18 protein-coding genes and 5 pseudogenes are annotated in these 18,300 nt (G+C 61.3%); 12 read left to right on the forward strand and 11 right to left on the reverse strand.

Going from position 1 to position 18,300, the window contains the following annotated elements:
- Positions 1-347: 347 nt before the first annotated feature.
- Both XI08_RS06755 and XI08_RS06760 read left to right on the forward strand, forming a co-directional pair.
- Positions 348-2,025, forward strand: a pseudogene (locus XI08_RS06755) (PHP domain-containing protein).
- 78 nt (positions 2,026-2,103) lie between these two features.
- A complete protein-coding gene (locus tag XI08_RS06760) occupies positions 2,104-2,343 on the forward strand; it encodes a DUF2171 domain-containing protein (RefSeq protein ID WP_011090751.1) in 240 nt (79 codons plus the stop codon).
- Between the two features lie 197 nt (positions 2,344-2,540).
- Here the strand turns inward: XI08_RS06760 and XI08_RS06765 are convergent, their stop codons facing one another.
- Complete coding sequence (locus XI08_RS06765; RefSeq protein ID WP_162494170.1) at positions 2,541-2,873, reverse strand: hypothetical protein; 333 nt, start codon at positions 2,871-2,873, stop codon at positions 2,541-2,543.
- A 146-nt stretch (positions 2,874-3,019) separates the two neighbouring features.
- On the opposite strand from XI08_RS06765, the gene XI08_RS06770 reads away from it, so the two are divergent.
- Entirely contained in the window at positions 3,020-3,208 is a 189-nt protein-coding gene (locus XI08_RS06770) for a hypothetical protein (protein ID WP_080677645.1), read from the forward strand.
- 133 nt (positions 3,209-3,341) lie between these two features.
- A pseudogene (gene ligD, locus XI08_RS06775) lies at positions 3,342-4,288 on the forward strand (non-homologous end-joining DNA ligase).
- Between the two features lie 441 nt (positions 4,289-4,729).
- Here the strand turns inward: ligD and XI08_RS46160 are convergent.
- From XI08_RS46160 to XI08_RS06805, 7 genes and pseudogenes are all read right to left on the reverse strand, one after another.
- Positions 4,730-4,837, reverse strand: a pseudogene (locus tag XI08_RS46160) (YidB family protein); the annotation flags it as partial.
- Between the two features lie 62 nt (positions 4,838-4,899).
- Positions 4,900-5,631 (reverse strand): hypothetical protein, encoded by a 732-nt coding sequence (locus XI08_RS06780; RefSeq protein ID WP_271573849.1) that lies wholly within the window; start codon positions 5,629-5,631, stop codon positions 4,900-4,902.
- Entirely contained in the window at positions 5,628-6,044 is a 417-nt protein-coding gene (locus XI08_RS06785; protein WP_011090756.1) for a phage holin family protein, read from the reverse strand. The genes XI08_RS06780 and XI08_RS06785 overlap by 4 nt, the downstream gene beginning before the upstream one ends.
- Positions 6,041-6,706, reverse strand: a complete 666-nt coding sequence (locus XI08_RS06790; protein ID WP_011090757.1) for a hypothetical protein — start codon at positions 6,704-6,706, stop codon at positions 6,041-6,043. Before XI08_RS06790 ends, XI08_RS06785 begins: the two co-directional genes overlap by 4 nt.
- Positions 6,707-6,716: 10 nt before the next feature.
- Entirely contained in the window at positions 6,717-7,679 is a 963-nt protein-coding gene (locus XI08_RS06795) for a DUF3618 domain-containing protein (protein ID WP_271573850.1), read from the reverse strand.
- An 891-nt stretch (positions 7,680-8,570) separates the two neighbouring features.
- Positions 8,571-8,993, reverse strand: coding sequence for a hypothetical protein (locus XI08_RS06800; protein ID WP_028150871.1), 423 nt, complete (start codon positions 8,991-8,993; stop codon positions 8,571-8,573).
- Between the two features lie 15 nt (positions 8,994-9,008).
- Complete coding sequence (locus XI08_RS06805; protein ID WP_082901068.1) at positions 9,009-9,209, reverse strand: hypothetical protein; 201 nt, start codon at positions 9,207-9,209, stop codon at positions 9,009-9,011.
- A gap of 222 nt (positions 9,210-9,431) precedes the next feature.
- Between XI08_RS06805 and XI08_RS06810 the strand changes: the two genes are divergently transcribed.
- On the forward strand, positions 9,432-10,796 hold the full coding sequence (locus tag XI08_RS06810; protein WP_271573851.1) for a carbohydrate porin: 1,365 nt from the start codon (positions 9,432-9,434) through the stop codon (positions 10,794-10,796).
- Here XI08_RS06810 and XI08_RS06815 read toward each other — a convergent pair.
- Positions 10,793-12,103, reverse strand: coding sequence for an NRAMP family divalent metal transporter (locus tag XI08_RS06815; RefSeq protein WP_028150869.1), 1,311 nt, complete (start codon positions 12,101-12,103; stop codon positions 10,793-10,795). The two genes, XI08_RS06810 and XI08_RS06815, sit on opposite strands and share 4 nt — an antisense overlap.
- A gap of 276 nt (positions 12,104-12,379) precedes the next feature.
- Between XI08_RS06815 and XI08_RS06820 the strand changes: the two genes are divergently transcribed.
- From XI08_RS06820 to XI08_RS06845, 5 genes are all read left to right on the forward strand, one after another.
- A complete protein-coding gene (locus tag XI08_RS06820) occupies positions 12,380-12,901 on the forward strand; it encodes a hypothetical protein (RefSeq protein ID WP_271573852.1) in 522 nt (173 codons plus the stop codon).
- Between the two features lie 294 nt (positions 12,902-13,195).
- A complete protein-coding gene (locus tag XI08_RS06825) occupies positions 13,196-13,828 on the forward strand; it encodes a cysteine hydrolase family protein (protein WP_271573853.1) in 633 nt (210 codons plus the stop codon).
- A complete protein-coding gene (locus XI08_RS06830) occupies positions 13,828-14,142 on the forward strand; it encodes a hypothetical protein (protein WP_028150867.1) in 315 nt (104 codons plus the stop codon). The genes XI08_RS06825 and XI08_RS06830 overlap by 1 nt, the downstream gene beginning before the upstream one ends.
- A 555-nt stretch (positions 14,143-14,697) precedes the next feature.
- A complete protein-coding gene (locus XI08_RS06840) occupies positions 14,698-14,871 on the forward strand; it encodes a hypothetical protein (protein WP_271573854.1) in 174 nt (57 codons plus the stop codon).
- Between the two features lie 852 nt (positions 14,872-15,723).
- Positions 15,724-15,930, forward strand: a complete 207-nt coding sequence (locus XI08_RS06845) for a hypothetical protein (RefSeq protein ID WP_271573855.1) — start codon at positions 15,724-15,726, stop codon at positions 15,928-15,930.
- A gap of 209 nt (positions 15,931-16,139) precedes the next feature.
- Here XI08_RS06845 and XI08_RS06850 read toward each other — a convergent pair whose 3' ends face one another.
- The gene (locus tag XI08_RS06850) at positions 16,140-16,700 is read right to left on the reverse strand and encodes a type 1 glutamine amidotransferase domain-containing protein (protein WP_271573856.1); all 561 of its coding nucleotides are present in this window, start codon (positions 16,698-16,700) and stop codon (positions 16,140-16,142) included.
- A 273-nt stretch (positions 16,701-16,973) separates the two neighbouring features.
- On the opposite strand from XI08_RS06850, the pseudogene XI08_RS06855 reads away from it, so the two are divergent.
- Together XI08_RS06855 and XI08_RS06860 are read left to right on the forward strand one after the other, a co-directional pair.
- Positions 16,974-17,320, forward strand: a pseudogene (locus XI08_RS06855) (SDR family NAD(P)-dependent oxidoreductase); the annotation flags it as partial.
- A 91-nt stretch (positions 17,321-17,411) separates the two neighbouring features.
- Positions 17,412-17,501: pseudogene (locus XI08_RS06860) on the forward strand (3-oxoacyl-ACP reductase); the annotation flags it as partial.
- A gap of 120 nt (positions 17,502-17,621) precedes the next feature.
- Here the strand turns inward: XI08_RS06860 and XI08_RS06865 are convergent.
- The gene (locus XI08_RS06865) at positions 17,622-18,299 is read right to left on the reverse strand and encodes an HAD family hydrolase (RefSeq protein WP_271573857.1); all 678 of its coding nucleotides are present in this window, start codon (positions 18,297-18,299) and stop codon (positions 17,622-17,624) included.
- Between the last annotated feature and the right edge of the window lies 1 nt (position 18,300).

Below are 18,300 nucleotides of genomic sequence, written 5' to 3' on the forward strand. Positions count from 1 at the left end.
CGGCGCCGGAGAATGAGACCCATGGCTGCTGATCGAACCATGAGGGGTAGCCGGCGTTTACTGACATCATGTCAGACGCTTTCGACTATTTCCGCGCCTACGCAGTCCGGGCTCTTTGCAAGGCGCGAGCGATGCCGAAGGGCCGGATGAGGCACCTGCAGCTTGTGGTCGGCCGGATCTATAACCTCCTCAAGAAGGAGGCGGCGTACGGCCCGAACACGCAGCACCTCGAGGATTTTCGCGCGGCCCGGAAGCTGGAGAGCTCTCTCGATCGTCGGTCAAGCGACCGCCCCGGGGGTCGCCTTACTCCGGCGGCGCCGCGAAGCTCGGACCGGGAGGCTGGCTGAATGCCTTCGCTCGACGCGCGCGATGTGGCAAGTCTCCTGCGAGAGTACGCGCAGCGCACCGCCTTGCGAGGCGGCAATCCCTACCGGGCGAAAGCCTACTCTCGGGCCGCCGACAGCCTGGCGGCTCTTGCCGTCCCTCTGGACGTACTCATCGCCGAAGACCGGCTTACGGAGATCCCGGGTCGGCGACGCGATAACCGACATCATCACCAAGCTTCACATAACGGGCAGTCATCCCAGCCTCGAAAAGCTGCGGAAGGAGATTCCCGAGGGCGTGCTCGAGATGCTCGCTGTGCCCGGCCTTCGTTCGGAGAAGGTGCTGCGCCTCTACAAGGATCTCGGCATCGCTTCGCTCGCGGAATTGGAAGCCGCTGCCAAGGACGACCGCATCAAGAAGGCAAAAGGACTCGGCGCCGCGCTGCAGACCAAGATCCTGCAGAACCTAGCGATCGCCAAAAGTGGAGAAGGTCGCCTTCACTTGCACCGTGCCGCCGCCTTGCTCGAGCACGCGCGTGATTCCATCCGGAATGCCCGGCCCGAACTCAAGCGCGCGACGTTCGCCGGTGATTTCCGTCGAGGCTGCGAACTCGTCGGCGACCTCGCAATCGTTGCGGAGGCGGCCAAGCCGGACAAGACATCGACGCCACCGGCCGACGGGCTGCAAATCCGAGTATCTGACCGCAAGCACTTCGGCGCTGCTCTCCTCTTCGCGACAGGCTCCGCCACTCATATCGAACAACTCCAAGCTTTGGCTGCGGAAAAGAGGATGCGATTGGAGCCCGACGGCTTGCACAAGGGGCGCACCCTAATCGCCAGCGAGGAGGCGGAGATCTACCGCGCCCTCGGTCTGCCCTTCATCGACCCTGAGCTCCGGGAAGGGCGCGGCGAGATCGAGGCGGCTCTGAAAGGCAAGCTTCCAAAGCTCGTCACCGATCAGGACCTGCGCGGCATCCTTCACTGCCACACCGATGCCTCCGACGGCACCGAGACCCTGGAGACCATGGCGAAGGCGACGCGCCAGCGAGGCTTCGAGTATTTCGGCGTCGCCGACCATTCCAAGTCTGCCCACTATGCGGGCGGTCTCTCCGTCGAGGAGATCGCGCAGCAGCACCGGGAAGCCGACCGGCTGAACAAGCGCTTCGGCAAGGATTTCCGGATTCTGAAAGGCATCGAGTCCGACATTCTGGCCGACGGCTCGCTCGACTATGACGACGACGTGCTGGAGCGCTTCGACTTCGTGGTGGCCAGCATCCACGGTCGCTTCAAGTTGGATCGCAAGGCGCAGACGCAGCGCCTGCTTGGGGCTATTTCCGATCCCCACACGACCATCATCGGCCACATGACCGGGCGACAGCTCCAGCGGCGGCCGGGCTACGAAATCGACGTCGAGAAGGTGCTGCGTGCTTGCGCGAAGCACGATGTCGTCGTCGAAATCAATGCCCATCCATGGCGGCTCGACCTGGACTGGCGCTGGCACCAGGCGGCCCTCGACTTCGGCTGCATGCTGAGCATCAATCCGGACGCGCACTCGATTCCCGAGCTCGACCACATGCACTGGGGCGTCCTGATGGCCCGCAAGGGTGGTGTCCCCGCCGAGCGGGTCCTGAACGCGATGTCGCTTTCAGAGATCACGCGCTACCTACGCCAGAAGCGGCGCTCGCTCTCGCGGGCGGCCTGATCGGCGTATGCTGAGCGTTGGGAAGCAATCAAAAGTTTCCCGGACCGACCGATTATTATTGCTGACTGAGAGATACCGATGACAGACATTTCTAAGATCAAGGAACACATGGACGTGATTTCGTCGGATAGGAAGATGGTCGGAAAAGTCGATCATCTGGACGGAACCGATAAGATCAAGCTGACGAAGCAGAGTTCGCCGGACGGTCAGCATCATCACTTCATTCCGCTCTCATGGGTCGATCACGTCGATCAGCACGTGCATCTCAATAAGACAGGCGCCGACATCACCTCACACTGGCAGCACGCTCAAAGCTGACCAACCGACCGGTCAACCCATGCATCACTGCGGCAAAGGCGTCCAAAACCACGTAGGCGCGCCACCTGCCCGACTCTAAGAACGGTCCCGCCGCCGGCCCGTTTCCAGCGCGAAGCCAAGGAGCAACAATGGCGGATCAGGCACGATATGGAGCGCTGAAGGGCGCAGCCGCGGCAGGCGCATTCGCTCCGGTCGGATCAGCGGGGCACATTGCGCTCGGACAACATCGTAGGCACCACTTCAGCAAAGCGACCCTTGACCGCATAGTCCTGGTGGAAGGCCACGGCGTCGAAGGCGACGCCCACGCCGGCGCGTTCGTTCGGCACCGCTACCTTGTCCGTCGCCGCCTGCCCAAGTTCCGGCAGTTCCATCTGATCCCATCCTAGCTCTTGGCGTCCCTTCTTGATGCCGGCTTCGAGGTCCCTGCGGGCGACCTCGGCGAGAACATCACCACTGCCGGTCTGGACCTCGAGCGGATGACGCCACATCGAGGGCGCCTCGCTCAGTGCCTTGCGGCCGACCTGCGGCAATCTGAAACCCATCACAGTAGACGCACTAGCTTCGCCCGAACTGGAACAATTGTCCAAGCGATCTAATTGAAGTTTGTTACGACTTAGCTGGGATGACACGGAGTTTTCCTGGAGAAGCGTGTAGTTGATCAGGAAAGGTGCTTCACATGGATCACGGACGAAAATCATCAAAAGCGGGGGAACAGGCCGCTGAAGGCTTGCGCGAGGCGACTGCTAAGGAAGAAGCGAAAAACGAGACCAAGTCGGGACACGATCTAGCTAAGGGCGCTGACCGCTTTGAAGAACGATCTAAAAGCTCCGATGGAAGAAGCGCAAAAGAAAAACAAAAAGGGTGAATGTAAGACCCGGCGTGGCATCCGCCACTGGCTCATCTGCGAAGCGGTCCTGAGCCAACGAAGGTCCGCTCATCGAGGTACACTCCGACAATGCTCTCGGAGCGTTCGTCCGGTGGACGTTTTGGAGAACTGAATGGGCCGCACGTCGAGTTTGCCGAAACGCCTGCAGCCGATGCTCGCGACCTTGACAGATGATCCGTTCGACGATCCCGCCTGGGTCTTCGAAGACAAATACGACGGCTTCCGTATGATTGCCGAAATCAGGGACGGCAGGGCCGCTCTCTACAGCCGCAACGGCAAGCTTATCAGCCGCAGCTATACCGAGGTGGCCGCAGCGCTCGAGATGGTGAAGGGCGACGCCGTGATCGATGGCGAGTTGGTCGCGATCGGAAAAGACGGAGTATCTCATTTCCAGTTGCTTCAGAATGCCCTCCGCCATGAAGCGAAGCTGCTGTATTTCGCCTTCGATCTCATGTTCGCGAATGGAGAAGATCTGCGGAAGCGGCCTCTCCTCGAACGCAAGGAGCGGCTCAAAACCATTCTGCCGCGCCACGGGCTGATCGGTTTTAGCCGCCACCGCAAGGGGAAGGGCAGGAAGTCTTCGCTGAGGCCGAGCGCGATGGGCTCGAAGGCATCATGGCGAAGCGCATCGACGGTGCATACGCGTCCGGAAGCCGGACTCCGGACTGGCTCAAGATCAAGACCGCGAAGCGCCAGGAGGTCGTCATCGTCGGCTTCACGGCGCCGAGGCGCACCAGGCCTTTCTTCGGTGCCTTAGTTCTTGCTGTCAGGGAGAAGGAGTCCTGGCGGTACATCGGGCATGTGGGAACGGGCTTCAGTCACCAAACGTTGGCGGAGCTTCACTCCAGGCTAACCCGGCTGCAAGTGGCGAAGTCGCCTTTTCCTGCGAAAGTGAAGGATGAGACAGTCACGACCTGGGTGAGACCTTTCTTGGCAGCCGAGGTAAAGTTCGCAGAGTGGACCACCAAGGGTGAACTGCGCCAGCCCGTCTACCTAGGCCTCAGATCCGACAAACAGGCGAAAGACGTCGTGCGCGAACAAGAGCGGCTTCGCTCATAGGATTTCAGCGACCTAGTTTCACGCGGACCTCCGGGCGAGGAACGAATGGCACGTACCCCTCCTATGAATCCGATGTGAGTCGTCTGGTCTTCCACTCTTGGCAGCTCGAGGGAACGACGCTCAGGCGGGACCTTTCGAAAGACGTTGCAGAATTTCAGACCGAAAGGAGCGGCTGGTGCGCATACTCTTCGTCGAGTATGACTCGCTGATCCGGGAGCTCGTGGTGGAGGCTCGACGTCATCCACGCCTCGACCGGCGGAGAGGCACTGGCATCGTGCGGGCGAAGCGCCGCCGATGTTCTCATCACCGACGTGCAACTGCTGGGAAGCGTCGATGGATGGCAGATCGCCGAACGCTCACCGGGATTGCGGGTTATCTACGCCATCGGCTTTTCGCCGGCGCCTCGTCCGGCGGGAACGTGTTCCTGCGCAAGCCTTTCCCACCGGAGGTAGCGTTGCGAAACATGTCCGCTAACTTGTCGCGATTTTGGTAACCCGCGATTGCGAGCATGCCCAAAAGGGCAGTCATGGATGGCATTCCGCGGCTCATCCTAATTTTCCAAACGGGGGATCGTGGTTGCGCGAGAGGTCGGAAGCATGGGCCGGCTACTCTCACAACTGTTTGGTCTTTTCCTTCGCGGCCTGGGTGGCATCAGTCCCCGCTTGCCTCATCCGATCGACTGCCTCGGCTCCCATGTCGCTCGCTTCGGCCACGAGCGTATCGGCAGCTTCGCGCAGCGCCTGAGACACGGCGGATCCGCGCCTGCTCAGATCATCCTTCACTTCGTCGCTGACCTCGCCGATGTAGTTGTCTTCCATCTGAGACGTTCGAAATGCGCTCGCAAGTGCTGCGCCTATCGCCAAGCCAACGGCGCCGATTACCAGGGGCTGTTTCTCCATGACGTCGCCGATTGAAGACTGAGCTTTCGCCAAGGTGTCTGCTGTCGGTAGAGGACTTCCCATCTGGGCGAACTGTTCGCGAGCGTAAGCCACGCCTTCGTCGAAGCGGTCGCGGACGCTGTCCGTTGCATCAGACATCGAGCCGGCCGCAGTATCGGCGGCTGTATCTACCGTCCCGCGCGAACCGCTCCCTTCATGATCCATGTCCGGGGCGGTCGGAGGCGCTGCGGTCCGCTGCAAGCCCGAGGCTGCAGCCCGCAGATTGGTCGCACCGGCGTCGACGACGTCTGATGCGACGGTGGCCGCGGATCGCGCAGCCCCCTTCAACTTCGCGTCCCCGACCATCAGCCAAAGTGCTCCGCCGCCGATCAGCGCGGCGGAAAGCGGGTTCTCTCGGGCTGCAGCAAGGAGACTATCAAAAAAGCCGGTTTGCGGGCCGCTCATCGCATCATTCCCTTCACGGTATCTTTGTCCTTTTCAAGCTGCCTTATGGTCTCCCGCGGAGCCAGGCTGCGCGCGTCCAGCCGCTTGATGCCCATGGCAAACAAAGCGCCCGATATGGCAGCGGCGACAATCGCGGAAGTCAGGTAGGCAAATGTTGGCGACCACCCCCCGTTGATCAACGCGGATGCCAGGGCGAACAACGCCATGACGATGGCCGGGATGACAAGGACGGCGCCCCCGGCCAAAAGTCCAAATGCTTTGCCGAGCCTTTGCACCTTTTCGCCAAGTTCGGCCTTCGCCAGGTCGACCTCATTCTGGAAAAGCTTCGTGACCTGAACCAGCGCATCTCCGACAAGGCCCGAAATGTTGCTAAGATCGCTTTTCCCCGTTTCGATGTCGTGCTCGATGCTCATGATGCGCTGCCGTCCTGCGAAGGTGGCTTCTGCTGCTGTCCGGTCGGTGATCCCGTAGAGGTCTGGCCACCGAAGTCCTTGCTCGCATAAGCGGCTCGGCCGCCGGATGAGCCAGCTTCCGCGCCTGTCGCCGAGCCCGTCCGCTGCGCGGTCGAGCTGCCTCCCGAAGCCTTCAGAAACCGTACAGCGGCGAACCCAGCCAAGACAGACAGGCCAAGAAAAGCCGCGGGTTGTCGCTTCGCAAAATCGGTCGCACCGTCGACGAGGTCGCGAAAGCTGCCGTCGCGAACCTTTGCGGCCGCGTCTTCCACATAATCGGCGGCTGAGTTGATACCGCGTGCGGCAAATGGCACGTCAGTTTGGAATGCGCCCGCGGCCTGGCGGAAGTTTCCGGCCAAGCGCTGGATGAAATCGGCGCTGGTCTGCTGCTGTTCTCGTGCCCGTTCTTGGATCTGGTCGACGGTGCCGCTGGCGACGTTCTTGGCTGCATCGGTGGCTTCGCTGAACTTGTCCCGTGCCATGTCCGCCGATGCCTGCAGGGCTTCTCCGGCGCGCTGCTTTATCTCGGCCCCTGCATCGCCGATCTGTTCCTTCAGACCGATGGAGGAGTTGCTCTTACCTTTGTTGAAGTTGGCCGGCTTGATGACGTCTGAATCGCTCATGGTGTATCTCTCAGGTGCTAGAATTTCGGGAGGGGCTGAACGCCGCGTCGACAACTTCTGCGGCCGCTTCCTTGAGGTTGTCGGCCAGATTCCGGGTCATACGGCTCGCGTGCCGCCCCAGATCGGCTTCACTCACGCTCCTTGTCGCGGCATCGGCGGCCGACAACGTCGCATCCTTGGCCGCCTCCAAACCGGATTCAGCTGCTTCGCCTGCAGCGCGCTTCAGGCTATCGCTGGCGGGGCCGGCCGTCCGGTCTTCGAACTTCGTTTCCGGCAGGGCCGCCGCGATTATTGCGCCGATAGCGATGCCAAGTCCTCCGATCAGCGCGGCATTATCACCGATGATCTGACGCGCTTGTTCTGGAGCGGCGTTCGCCGAATCCTTGATGGCGTCCATCCCTCTGGTGATGTTGTCACCGATCGCCCCTGCGGCCTCCGTTGCTCGAGCCTTGAGGTCGTCGGCTGATGTCTTGGCCGCATCCATGGCATCGTTGACCGCACCAGCGGCCCGCCCTTGGGACTCGGAGAGTTTCGCCTGCGCCCCACTTTTCGCTTCCTGCACCCTCTCGGCAGTTTCGTCGATAAACCGACTGGCTCCATCCATCACGGGCGACACCGCTTCAGCAGCCCGGTCGCGCACGCTCTTGGAGGTAAGAGCGAGGCCCGCAGTAATCATGAGAAGCGGCAGGGGCACCCCTCGGGCCAATCGCAGCAGCGGCACAGCCACCGCGGTACCCGCGGCGACCGCGCCCAGCGGGTTATTCATCATTTTCTGTTTGAGCTCTTTGACCCAGCCTTGAGCCGTGTCGCTCACATAGTCCGACACTTCCGATTTAATTCGCTGAGGCGTGACCATGTCACGCAGATCCTGCTTCGTGTCGGATAGTCCCTGCTTCAGACGGTCGACCGTGGCCGCCAGCTCCGCCCGGTTACGCTCGGACTCGCGTCGTAGCTCATCCACCGATCGTGTCATGTTCATCCTCTTGGGCTTATTTTTGGACACTGCTTCGAGGACGAACTCGCCTTTGGTTGGATCGTTCCTAGTTGCTCGTCCGGCGCTCTCGCGATCAAGAACGCTCGAAAGCAGGACAGACAGGTCTGGCGAATCCTTCCGCAAAGGCACGGAGGAACGGCCCTGAGTACTCCGCTGAACCGTCCACGTCCGGTTCTATCGCCGCCCACGTCGGCGGCATCGCCGCTTTCCCGGCTTCGCTCTCTTATGTCCCTCAGGTCCGGGAAGCATGGCGGCGGAGATTGGCGGACGCCCCGTCTGCAACATGCTCGCCGCCCTCAAGCTGGGCCTTAGTCTCCCGGACAACAAGGAACGGGGCGAGTCTCCCCCTCGCGAGGTGAGCCTCGGCGCGACCAACATGCCCTCCAAGGTGCGATGGACTGCAGCTCCCTCGTGGCGGCGGCCGATCGCGTGCTCTAGGCCGCCAAGGACAGCGACCGCGATCGACTCGTCACGGCGATCGTAGAACCGACCGGCCTCCGGACGCCCTGCGTCCTCATCGACCGCTTCCGGGCCGGCCTGAAGCGGCACTTGCTCTCGTCGGCAGAAACAGGCCCACCATTCAAATGCGGGGTGCTGGGCGTTGTGCGGGCCGGCGGAGCGGTTGCGGGTGGCGATACCGCGCGGATTCGGCTCACGTCCACATCGTTTCGCGCCTTATCGACTTTGTAAGAGCCTGGTGCACAACCCGGCAACCCCATCGCCGAATCGAAACGCGTTCGGTAGTCGGGCGGGCATGGCCGGAAACAAGGTAACGGCGGTACGCTTAGGGCTGGGGAGGCAATCGACAGTCCGGGACTAACCAAGCCGCCGCGCCCAGCCGGCGGTTTCTTTTTTGACCTCGATATCACCTCAGGAGGCGTTCGCCCTCGCCCGTTCGCGCGCCTCGCGACGACGTTCGCGGCGTTCGCGCCGCCGCTTGGCACGGTCAGTAGGCTGAGGCAGGGGAGGAAGCTGGTTTGGAGTGACTATCGGAGCCGTAGCCTCCTCGACGAAAGGCGCCTGAATCGGTTCGGGCGCAGCGGGGCGAGCCTCCATGAACTCGAGCACTGCCCTCCCATTGGCCGTGATCTGCCATCCGCCGCTGATGCGTTCGACCAGCCCTTGTGAAAAGATGTCGAGATCCGGAACCCGGGCGGCGAGGCGCTTGGTTCGATCCGCCCATTCGCGGCCACTGGTCGCCAGGATGGCCATGTCGCGCTTGAGGTCTTCCATGAGGGCGAAGCCGTCCGAATAGCTCACCAGGATCTTCAGCACCGTGACCTGGAAATTCACGCCCGCCTCGACCGATCAGCGCGACATCGTGGGTGCGCGCGAAAGGGCATCACGGCCTACCTGCCTGAGTTCTTCCAGCGATACCTCACCTTTGGTAGCAGCCTCCAGTATCTTTGAGGCAACATGGGTACGCGCTCCGATCTCGCGGTGCGAAACGCTCTCGCAAACTTCGTTTAAGACCGCGCGCAATAGCGCAGTAGTTGTCGGATCGAACATGAATGCCCCCCAGAAGGGAAGACCCCATCATAGCCAACATTTCGCGTGCCGCGATTCAAAAATGTTAACGATTGCGATAGACCAGTTGGTCTGACCGACCTTTTGGAAATTGGCTCGACGGTGGACTTACCTTGCAATATCGGGCAATTCGTAAGGCTATCTTCGAGATCAGGAAGTCGCGTGTCGAGACCTCACCGAGCCTATAGGCAGGTCGTTCTTTCGATGTCGGTAGTCATGCTCCTGGCAGCTGGCGCCGCGGCCCAGGAGGACAAGAAGACCGACGACGACAAGCCGGCCGATCCGGACACGGGTGAGAGCACCGTGGAGGAAAAGACGCTCGGCATTCTGCCCAATCCGCTGCAGAAGTACGGCGTGAAGTTCGCGGCCACTTACATAGGCGAGGCGTTTGGTAACGCTACCGGCGGCCTGAAACAGGGCGCTATCTACGAAGGTCGCCTCAACCTCGCGGTGGATGTCGACCTGCAGAAGCTCGTCGGCATCGACAAGCTCACTTTTCACGCCAACATGTTCCAGATCCATGGCGACGGTCTATCGCGCAGTAATCTTCAGAACTTCTTCGTCGTCAGCGGCGTCGAGGCCTTGCCGTCGACGCGACTTTACGAAGCCTATTTCGAGAAGCAATGGGGCGCAAAGAAAGTCTCGTTGAAAGTCGGCCAGCTTGCCGCCGACAGCGAATTCTTCAACACCAAATATACTGACGTGTTCACCAACGCCTCGATGGGTTGGCCCGCGATCACCTCGCTCGATCTTCCCAGCGGCGGACCGTCGCCACCTTTGGCGGCTATGGGCGCAAGGCTGCTGGTCAACGTGACTGACCAACTTTCGCTTCTGGGCGGGATCTTCGACGGCGACCAAGCCGGACCCGGCTCAGGCGACCCGCAGCAGCGCAATCGCTACGGCGTGAATTTTCGCGTCAACGATCCGCCGTTGCTTCTAGGTCAAATCCAGTACGCCTGGAACAACAAGAAGGGCGACCCGAACCTGACCGGCCAGGTCAAGTTGGGCGGCTGGCGCCATTTCGGCTCTTTCGCCGATCAACAGCTCGCGTCTAATGGCGTCTCGTTCGCCGCTCTCGGCACTAGCGCGGAGCCTCTATTGCTGGCAGGAGATATCGGTGGCTGGGCAGTGTTCGAGCAACAGATCTACCGGGTGCCTCACAGCGACGATCGTGGGATCGGTCTCTTCGCAAGGGCCGCTGGCGCGCCCGCCGATCGCAACCTGATCGATCTCTACGCCGATGCCGGCCTCGAGTTCATCGGCCTTCGCGACGACCGGCCCGACGACAAATTCGGGATCGCCGCGGGTTATGCGCATGTCTCAAAACGGGCGCAGGCGCTCGACGCCGACTACCGGACGTTGGTCAATCCAAGCTGGCCGATCCGAAGCTTCGAAGGATTGCTGACGGCCGTCTATCAGTATCAGATCAGGGATGGCTGGACGGTACAGCCGAACTTTCAATACATCGTCCACCCCGGCGGTGGAGCAACATTACCCGTCGGCCCGCTGGCGGGGAAGATTCTCAAGAACGCTTCGGTGTTCGGCCTCAGGACCACACTCAAGTTCTAAGACGACGAGCCCATGAACATCGTGGCGACCATGCCAACGATGCAGAGAGCCATCGCGGCGGTCGCCGCCCAGCCCAACCAGTACAAGGGCCCGGTGACGACAAGCTTGCCCATGACCTTCGGTCGCCGGACGAGCACCATCAGAAGGACCATCACAGGCGCGGCCAGCACTCCGTTGACCACAGCGCTCCAATAGAGGGCTTTGATCGGATCAATCGGGGTGAAGTTGAGCCCGATACCGCAGAACCCCGAAAGTGCCAGCACGGAGTAGAACGCGATGGCCTCCTTCGGCTTACGGGACAGACCGACCTTCCAGCGACGCCCTTCGCCAATGGCGTATGCAGTTGAGCCGGCCAGGACAGGGATCGCCAACAGTCCGGTCCCGACGATGCCGAGCGCGAAGATGAGCTCGGCGAAAGGACCTGCGATCGGCTTCAAGGCTTCCGCCGCTTGCGCCGAACTTTCGATGTCGGTCTTGCCCTGGGCGTGAAGCGTCGCCGCGGTCGTCACGATGATGGAAAGCGCGATGAGGTTTGAGAAGGCCATGCCGATCATCGTGTCCAGCCGGATACGCCGGAATTCTTCCGGTGCGTCAGACGAATCCTTCTTTAAAGGCTTCTTGTCGGCGTCGATTCGCTGCTCCTCGGCTTCTTGCGACGACTGCCAGACGAAGAGATAAGGCGATATCGTCGTGCCGAGAATGGCGACGAGCGTCGTCAAAAACGCAGCGTCCCAGCTTACGCGGGGGATTAGGACGCCCTTCAGCGCCTCCTCCCAAGGCACCTTTACGACGGCGAGAGCGATCACGTAGGCGAACAAGCTAAGCGTCAACCACTTCAGCACGGACACGTACCGGTCGTAATTGAAGAAGATTTGGGCGAGGACCGACAGAGTGCCGAACAGCACCACGTAGGCGATGCCGGGACCTCCGATCAAAAGCTTCAGCGCGTCCGCCATCGCGCCGAGATCGGCGGCGATGTTGATCGTATTGGCGACGAAAAGCAGTCCCACCAGACTCCAGACCCAAGCTGCGCCGAAGTTCCGGCATACATTCCCCGCGATGCCGTGGCCGGTCACTCGCCCTATCCGTCCGGAGATCTCCTGGATCGCAGCCATGAGGGGGTAAGAGAGCAGCATGGTCCAACCGATGCCGAACCCAAGCTGCGCGCCGGCCTGGCTGTAGGTGCCTATCCCGGACGGATCATCGTCGGACGCGCCGGTGATGAGGCCTGGTCCCAGCGTCGAGAGAAAGTTGCGGACGCGGAACGTCTTTCGCCTCTGAACCTTCGGTTCGATCGCCGCATCCATTCGAATGGTTCTCCAAACATTCTGGGACAGTCTCTCATGCGCAGAACTAAGTCATCAAAGTGCTCGCCCGCCCCGGGCGCTCGGCCAAGGAGGGAGGATCGAAGGCTGCTAGTGTCCGCGTCGCTCCGGGTAAGGGTAGGTTCCGAACGGCGCCTGATAACGGGCTGGAACCCCCGACGTTCCTTGGCCGGGAGCGGCGAGATCTGCTTGCGGACTTGCTGGTAAGGGCGGCCTGATAGTGTCACGATGTGCTATCGACAAATCCGGGGGTGTGTCATGCGATCGCAGGTCCGGCTTCCCGATCCGATCGCCGCCGTCTTCATCACGGAGCAGCTCGCCGACCGCCAGACTGCCGCGCCTGACTTCCTGCGCGAAAAACTTGCCATTCAGAACCTTGCTGAGGTGATGTCCGACCATCCGGATGAGGTGCTGCCCCGGCTGGTCAAACTCGGCATGGAAATCTGCGGGGCTCACTCCGCCGGCATCAGCATCTTCGAGCCGGAAGTCGGCCAGTTCCGCTGGTACGCGCTCGCGGGCGAACTGGCGACCTTCGACGGCGCGACGACTCCGCGGAATTTCAGCCCCTGCGGGGTCTGCCTCGATCTGGCCCAGCCCATCCTCATGGAACATCCAGAACGTGCCTACGACTGGATCCGAGACGCGGGAATCACGGTGCCCGAGGTGCTGCTCGTCCCATTGACCATGAAGGGGGCGGACGCGGCTTCAGCAAGCCGGTGCAGACCATATTACGCTGATGAAAGGGGAACGGCGCAGACGGCGATGCCACCCGGACCTTGAAAAGATGCCGCTCGGCACACGCATCGTACGCGGTCGTCGAGCTGACGGGCCTGCGGACGCCCTGCGTGCTCATCGATCGCTTCAGGACCGGCCTAAAAAGGCAGGTCGTGTGCCGATAAAAACGGACCCTGCATTCAGATGCGGCGTCATGGACGTGGTGCGAGCGGGCGGACAAGTGGCAGAGTCATCCTGCCTGATGGATATCAAAAACGCTTCCTTCGCTATAGCCCCGTGGCAAGCCGGAGGAACCAAGCCGCTACACCTCCGTTGGAGCTGGCTTTTGAGGACAGGTCCATGACGAAGGGTGACGAACTCCACTACGGCGCTCCCCGGAACGCAGTCCATCTCTGCGTCGACATGCAGCGGATGTTCGCGGGAGGTACGGATTGGACGATGCCGTGGCTGCCGCGCGTCCTGCCGAACGTCGTCGCGATCACCTCCGCCCATCCCGAGCGGACAATCTTCACGCGCTTCATCCCGGCGCAAAGCCCAGGCCAGGGCGCCGGCATGTGGCGGCGCTACTACGAACGCTGGAGTTCGATGACTATCGACCGGCTCGGGCCGGAAATGGTCGATCTGGTGCAGGAGCTCGCCCGCTTCGTCCCGCCCGCGCGCACTTTCGACAAGTACGTCTACTCGCCTTGGACAGGGAGCGGCCTGCATGCGCAATTTCGCGAAGCCGGCGTCGAAACCGTCATCGTCACAGGCGGCGAAACCGACGTTTGCGTCCTCGCAACCGTATTGGGCGCGGTCGACTGGGGCTTCCGCGTGATCCTCGTCGCCGATGCGCTTTGCAGCTCGGCAGACGAGACGCATGATTCCATGATGAAGATCTACATGAACCGGTTCGGCCAGCAGGTGGAGTGCGTCACGACCGAAACGCTTCTCGCCAACTGGCCGGCCGACGGCCGGGCTAGGTCCCTCTGATGAACCGTTCCTACGTCGTGCAGATCCTCGTGCCGAAGGAGACCGGCAAGGGCGAGCCGGTTTCCAAGGAATGGTTCGACAAATTCCTGCAGAAGCTGACCGACGAGTTCGGCGGGGCTACCAGCTACATCCGGGCCCCTGCAAAGGGCCTGTGGCGCAGCGGCGACACGACCGAGCGCGACGATATCGCGGTCGTCGAGGTCATGGCCGCGAAGCTCGCACCGGAATTCTGGCGGTCCCTCCGCGAGCGGCTCGAACGAGAGCTCTCGCAGGAGGAGATCGTCATCCGCGCCCAGGAAATCATAGCTCTTTGAAGCCTTAGGAAGCGCGCGGCAAGTTTGCCGATCGGATCCAATCAAGAGGAACGCCATGGGATCACCAATGACATCAAGACGCTCCATGCTCCGGTGGAGTTCTTCGCATTTTGACTGCGGACATCGCAGCCGTATCAGGATGGCTGCGATGGAATGCTCGGATCGAAAACGTCGTGAAGTGCACATTTTGAGTAATTTGAGCCGATTCTCTCGCCCTGCGAATTTAATCTTCGATAGCGAAACCGTTCCTGGACTATGGTAGTTTGTGTTCTATCACAGCCCGGTCCGTGGCTTTTATCTGTGATGAGAACGCCGGTAGCGCTCCCGCCTTCCTCGAAGGATAGGAGCGCGCCATGGCAAGTCGGCGTCGTTTCAAGCAAACAAGATCACTCAAAGATCGGCTCGCGTCGTTCGCCAAGGATGCGCGAGAAAAGGCGTCGTCTCTCCCGCCTGGCGCAGAGAAAGACGAGCTGCTTCGCAAGGCGGGACAGGCCGACACCACGGCCCGCGCTGCGATCTGGATCAATTCGCCTGGCTTGCAGCCGCCGAAATAACGTGAAGGCTTATCAAGCCTCCATTGAAAAGCTTCGCAAGGATGCTGCCGAGGCGGCGCTGATCCGCGACTCGGCGATGGATGAAGCAAAACGTGAAGTATTCAATCGTCTATGGGAGCACCTCAATCGTCTTGCTGATGAAGTTGAGCAGGCGCTCCGAAAGGGGCAGACATAAGAGAAAAGGATCTACCTAAAAAAGCCTCCTGCTCAAAGGGAGCCCGAGGGGCTGAACGACTTTCGAGAGTTGGCCCGCGAGGGCATCGAGGAGCAGCGCGAGCAAGCGCAACAAGGCGTCCGGCGAGTTCATAGGCGTCAAGAAGCCCGCGAAGGGCAAGAAGGCTGCGAAAAAAAATACAAGGGCGTGCGGGTCGACAAGAAGGCCGCGAAAAGAAGAAGGCGCGATAGGAACGGACGACACAGGCGCCGGTTGAGCGCAACAACTCTGGAGGTTCGCCGTGAAAATAGTCCCGTTGATAACAGCAGGCCTAATCGTCCTTTCAACTGCCGGTGCCTCGGCGCAATCAGGCGGCGCTCCGAGCGGTCGAGGAGCGGTGACCGGTGATCCCGCGGCCAGCTCGACAGCGCCGAACGCGGATCCGCGCAGCACGACTGGCATGTCACCAGGCTCGCGCAGCGGTAGCGGCACGTCCACGTCCGGCGGGAAGGATGACAACGGCGATCAGGGGCGAGACAGAATGCCGGACAGCAATATGGCAGTAAGGCCGCAGAGCGATCAGCCGCAAAAGCCGCACTGACCCCCGGTAGGTACGAGGCTGACACCCAGCCGTTGGTTACTTGAGGTGCTGGCATCTCCGCCCCTGAGATGTCGGTACTGAGAGCCCCGTGGCGCCGCCGCTGCGGGGCTTGTCTTTTAAGGAGCCTACGATGAGTGACCGTATAGGCAATGAACCTTCGCCGTTGATTATTTTCGGCATCGCGATCGTCCCCATCATTGCGGTACTGGCGTGGTTCGCTTTCTGATCGCGACAGTCAGCCCCACTCGGGCGCTAAATCGCGCGAGGCACCTATGAAGATCGACCTACCTGGTGAGTTCTCACATTATGCGCAGATGACATCGTCCGCTCAGCAATTCTACAAAGAGGCGGCGGCCTGCCGCGAAGAGGCATCTCGAAGCCTCAACGCTGTCGATCGCGAGGGCTGGGCAAAGCTTGCCCGCGAATGCGCGGAACTCGCGCTCGCGGCGGAGCGTGGCCAGATTTTCCGCCGGCGGTAGGGTGCTGCACCCCAAGGACGTGCTACTTGCTGGATTGAGCTTCCGAGCGCAGCCCTTTCAAGGCGCCGATGGCCGTAAGCGATGCCGCCGGGATTCTAGCGTCGTGGGCGAATTCCGCGAGTGTCGTGAATGCTGCCTCGCCGGATTCGAAGATTGCGACGCGTGCTTCCGAGCCCGCCTCGTCCGATAATTAGGCGCTCGTCATCGTCTCACGCCGCGCTGCGCTGGGTGTGTCGACCTTCCTTGACCTCTTCCACGATCTTGGCGCAGAAGGCCTCGAGATCGCCCGGGTTGCGGGAAGTGATGAGGCCCTGATCGACGACGACCTCAGCGTCCTCCCACTTCGCTCCTGCGTTCGCTACATCCGTCTTGATCGACTTGAAGGAGGTCATCTTGCGACCTTTCGCGATGCCGGTCTCAATGAGAAGCCATGGGGCGTGGCAGACGGCCGCCACGACCTTCTTGGCATCGAAGATATCCTTGATGAACTTCAGCGCCTTGGGCTCGACGCGCAGGAGATCCGGATTGATCTGCCCGCCAGGCAATACGATCGCGTCGTAGTCGGCGGCCGACGCCTCGTCGAGCGTCTTGTCGACCTTCACGGGCCGACCCCAATCCTTCTGGTCCCAGCCCTTGATCTCGCCTACGGCGAGCGACACCACATCGACCGTCGCGCCACCTTGCTTCAGGCGCTCTTGCGGCACTTCCAACTCGGCCTGCTCGAAACCGTTCGTGGCGAGAATGGCGATCTTTTTGCCGGTCAGATCCATGGGTCCAATCCTTCATTTCGGGGTTTCCTCCAACAATCGATCGTCTCGAGCATCGTTCCTGAAAAGCTGGATCGGGCGGGAATTAGGACCCGACCGTCGCGGCGACGGTAGAATTGAAAGCAGCAGGAGAGTTTCGCATGGCCGACATGTTCCACGGCAAGGTCGTTTTAGTCACTGAAGGGGCTTCCGGCATCGGAGAAGCGACAGCGCGCCGCTTCGTCGCGGAGGGCGCGAAAGGCGCTGGTCGACCGCGAGGAAGCCTCCCTCGAAAAGGTGGCCAAGCGCCTGCCTGCCGACCAGATCATGGTTCAGACGGCCGACGTGTCGGATTCGCGTGCCGTCGATGGAATGGTCGCGGCCGTCGTCCGCCGCTTCGGACGGCTGGACGTCATCGTGAACAACGCCGGCGTCCATGAAGATCCCGCTTCAATCACCGACGAGAAATGGCGGAAGGTCATGTCGACCGACATCGATCGCGTGTTCTATGGCTGCCGCGCGGCGCTGCCCACCTTGAAAAGACCAGGGGCGCGATCGTCAACACGGCGTCGGTCTCTGGGATCGGCGGCGATTGGGGCATGAGCCCATACAACACGGCGAAGGGCGTCGTGTTCAATCTGACGCGTGCCCTCGCCCTGGACCTCTGCAAGAAGGGCATCCGCGTGAACGCGGTCTGTCCCAGCCCTGACGGGAACCGGCATGACGGAAGATATGATGGACGACAAGAAGCTGCTGGCAAAGTTCGCCGAGCGGATCCCGTTGGGCCGCGTCTGCGAACCGCAGGAAGTCGCCGCGGTCATCGTGTTCCTGGCAAGCGACGACGCGAGCTTCATGACCGGTGCCAACGTCGCGGTGGACGGGGGCGCGTATCCGCCTCCAATGGACAACCGCCTCAGGAATAGCCGTCGAGCGTCGTCCACCGTTCTACTTTGCGAGCGCCGTGTCGTCGAAGCGTGCGTAGAGGGTGCTCGGTCCTGGGTACACTTCGACGCACCCGGCCTCCCGCAGCGAATGTTCGGTAAATCCGCCGCAGAGGACGCCGATCGTCGGGATTCCGGCCTTGCGGGCCGCGATGGCATCGTACGGCGTGTCGCCAATCGCGACCGCTTCGGCTCCTTCGATGTCTAGCTTCTTTAGCACGACCTCAAAGATGTCCGGGGCTGGTTTGGATTCGTCGACGTCTTCTGAGGACGTCGCGACGTCTACCAGACCTGAGATGGCCGCGATGTCGAGGTACTTCTTCAGTTCATCCTTCTTCGCCGAGGAAGCCACGGCGATGCGGAGACCGGTCTCGCGGACGCGCTGCAGGAGTTTCGGAACAGCCGAGAAGGGACGGACAAGGGGCAGATAAGTCGACTTGAACCAATTGCCGCGCCACTCCTCCAGATCTCTGCCGTGTTCATTCTGCTGTTGCTCGGACAGGAAAACGGGAATCAGCTTATCGCCGCCTTTCCCGATCTGGCTGCGCACTTGCTCGAAGGTGACGTCGTGACCGAACTTGACCATCGCTTCTTGCCAAGCGAGCGCGTGGAGATCGACCGAGTCCAGAAGCGTGCCGTCAAGATCGAAAATGGCTGCTTTAGGCAATTCGAGATCCTCCATG

It is taken from the genome of Bradyrhizobium sp. CCBAU 11361 (assembly GCF_028128935.1).
Classification (GTDB): Bacteria; Pseudomonadota; Alphaproteobacteria; order Rhizobiales; family Xanthobacteraceae; genus Bradyrhizobium; species Bradyrhizobium niftali.

Excerpts from the sequence above, each read along its gene's own strand:
- XI08_RS06785 (WP_011090756.1), bottom strand. The coding sequence starts at position 6,044 with ATGAGCATCGAGCACGACATCGAAACGGGGAAAAGCGATCTTAGCAAC.
- XI08_RS06810 (WP_271573851.1), top strand. The coding sequence starts at position 9,432 with ATGTCGGTAGTCATGCTCCTGGCAGCTGGCGCCGCGGCCCAGGAGGAC.
- XI08_RS06850 (WP_271573856.1), bottom strand. The coding sequence starts at position 16,700 with ATGGATCTGACCGGCAAAAAGATCGCCATTCTCGCCACGAACGGTTTC.
- XI08_RS06830 (WP_028150867.1), top strand. The coding sequence starts at position 13,828 with ATGAACCGTTCCTACGTCGTGCAGATCCTCGTGCCGAAGGAGACCGGC.
- XI08_RS06760 (WP_011090751.1), top strand. The coding sequence starts at position 2,104 with ATGACAGACATTTCTAAGATCAAGGAACACATGGACGTGATTTCGTCG.
- XI08_RS06790 (WP_011090757.1), bottom strand. The coding sequence starts at position 6,706 with ATGAGCGATTCAGACGTCATCAAGCCGGCCAACTTCAACAAAGGTAAG.
- XI08_RS06815 (WP_028150869.1), bottom strand. The coding sequence starts at position 12,103 with ATGGATGCGGCGATCGAACCGAAGGTTCAGAGGCGAAAGACGTTCCGC.
- XI08_RS06865 (WP_271573857.1), bottom strand. The coding sequence starts at position 18,299 with ATGGAGGATCTCGAATTGCCTAAAGCAGCCATTTTCGATCTTGACGGC.
- XI08_RS06820 (WP_271573852.1), top strand. The coding sequence starts at position 12,380 with ATGCGATCGCAGGTCCGGCTTCCCGATCCGATCGCCGCCGTCTTCATC.
- XI08_RS06770 (WP_080677645.1), top strand. The coding sequence starts at position 3,020 with ATGGATCACGGACGAAAATCATCAAAAGCGGGGGAACAGGCCGCTGAA.
- XI08_RS06795 (WP_271573850.1), bottom strand. The coding sequence starts at position 7,679 with ATGACACGATCGGTGGATGAGCTACGACGCGAGTCCGAGCGTAACCGG.
- XI08_RS06780 (WP_271573849.1), bottom strand. The coding sequence starts at position 5,631 with ATGAGCGGCCCGCAAACCGGCTTTTTTGATAGTCTCCTTGCTGCAGCC.
- XI08_RS06805 (WP_082901068.1), bottom strand. The coding sequence starts at position 9,209 with ATGTTCGATCCGACAACTACTGCGCTATTGCGCGCGGTCTTAAACGAA.
- XI08_RS06825 (WP_271573853.1), top strand. The coding sequence starts at position 13,196 with ATGACGAAGGGTGACGAACTCCACTACGGCGCTCCCCGGAACGCAGTC.
- XI08_RS06845 (WP_271573855.1), top strand. The coding sequence starts at position 15,724 with ATGAAGATCGACCTACCTGGTGAGTTCTCACATTATGCGCAGATGACA.